Source organism: Plantactinospora sp. A48 (assembly GCF_055793945.1).
In genome coordinates, this window is sequence record NZ_JBTIXF010000134.1 from 1 (window position 1) to 1,419 (window position 1,419).

General features: G+C 66.5%; 1 protein-coding gene. It reads right to left on the minus strand.

The annotated features are described in order from the left end of the window. Positions 1-55: 55 nt before the first annotated feature. Positions 56-1,300: an IS256 family transposase gene (locus ACXN5W_RS30290; RefSeq protein WP_473161805.1), complete on the minus strand. Its 1,245-nt coding sequence runs from the start codon at positions 1,298-1,300 to the stop codon at positions 56-58. Between the last annotated feature and the right edge of the window lie 119 nt (positions 1,301-1,419).

A 1,419-nucleotide genomic window follows, 5' to 3' on the forward strand; every position in this document is an offset into this window, starting at 1 on the left:
GGTCGCGTCCGCGCGAGTGGTGTAAGAGACGGCCATCGCGGGATCCGGTTTGATGTTAGGCGGCGATCGGGTTCGGGTCGGCCTGCTGGGTGTCGTGTTGGTCGGTGTCGATGGTGATCAGGCGGGCTTTGGTCAGGAGTTCCAGGCCCATGTAGCGGCGTCCTTCGGTCCACTCGTCGGTTTGTTCAGCCAGGACCGCGCCGACGAGGCGGATGATCGCCGCCCGGTTGGGGAAGATGCCGACGACGTCGGTGCGGCGGCGGATCTCCTTGTTCAGCCTCTCCTGCGGGTTGTTCGACCAGATCTGACGCCAGATCTCGCGGGGGAAGCCGGTGAACGCCAGCAGGTCGTCGCGGGCGGTATCGAGATGTTCAGCGGCGGCGGGAAACTTCGCTTCGATCGTGGCCACGACCCGCCCGTACTGGGCGTGCACGGCGTCGGCGTCGGGCTGGTCGAAGATCGTTCGCACCAGCGTCGCTATCCATGGCTGCGCCGACTTCGGCACCTTCGTCAGCAGATTCCGCAGGTAATGGGTGCGGCATCGCTGCCACGACGCCCCGGGCAGAGCCGCCCCGATGGCCTGCACGAGGCCGGCGTGGGCATCGGAGATGACCAGACGGACACCGGCCAGGCCGCGGGCGGTCAACGACCGCAGGAACGCCAACCAGCCGGCGCCGTCCTCATCCGCGGCCACGTCCACGCCCAACACTTCGCGTTGCCCGTCGGCGTTGACCCCGACCGCGACCAGGGCGTGGACGTTGACGGTGCGGCCGTGCTCGCGGACCTTCATCGTCAACGCGTCCATCCACACGAACGTGTAATGGCCCGAGTCGAGGGGCCGGTTGCGGAACGCCTCGACCTGCGCGTCAAGGTGAGCGGCCATCTCCGAGACCTGCGACTTCGACAACTGCCGGATCCCGAGCTGCTCGACCAGCTTCTCCACCCTCCGCGTTGACACCCCGAGCAGGTAGGAGGTGGCCACGACCGATACCAAGGCCTGCTCGGCTCGCCGCCGGTGCGTCAACAACCAGTCCGGAAAGTAGGAGCCCTGCCGCAGCTTCGGGATCGCCAGATCGATCGTCCCGGCCCGCGTGTCCCACTGCCGAACACGGTATCCATTACGCGAGTTCACCCGCTCATCGCTGCGCTGCCCATACCCCGCGCCGCAGACCGCGTCCGCCTCAGCGGACATCACCGCCTGCGCGAACGTCTTGATCATCGCCTGCAACACATCAGGCGACGCACCCGCGATCTGCTCGCACAGCAGCTCAACAGGGTTCACACTCTCAGATGCGGCCATCGCGCATCACTCTCCTTCACTCGGACTTAGCCGTCTCGAAGGATCGCGCGGTGGCCGTCTCTCATCTACGCAACACGCCCATCACGGGCAAGTCGTACACCACTTCCCTGGACGCAACC

What these genes read in the sequence shown, in the direction of transcription:
- ACXN5W_RS30290 (WP_473161805.1), bottom strand. Translation starts at nt 1,300, where the DNA reads ATGGCCGCATCTGAGAGTGTGAACCCTGTTGAGCTGCTGTGCGAGCAG.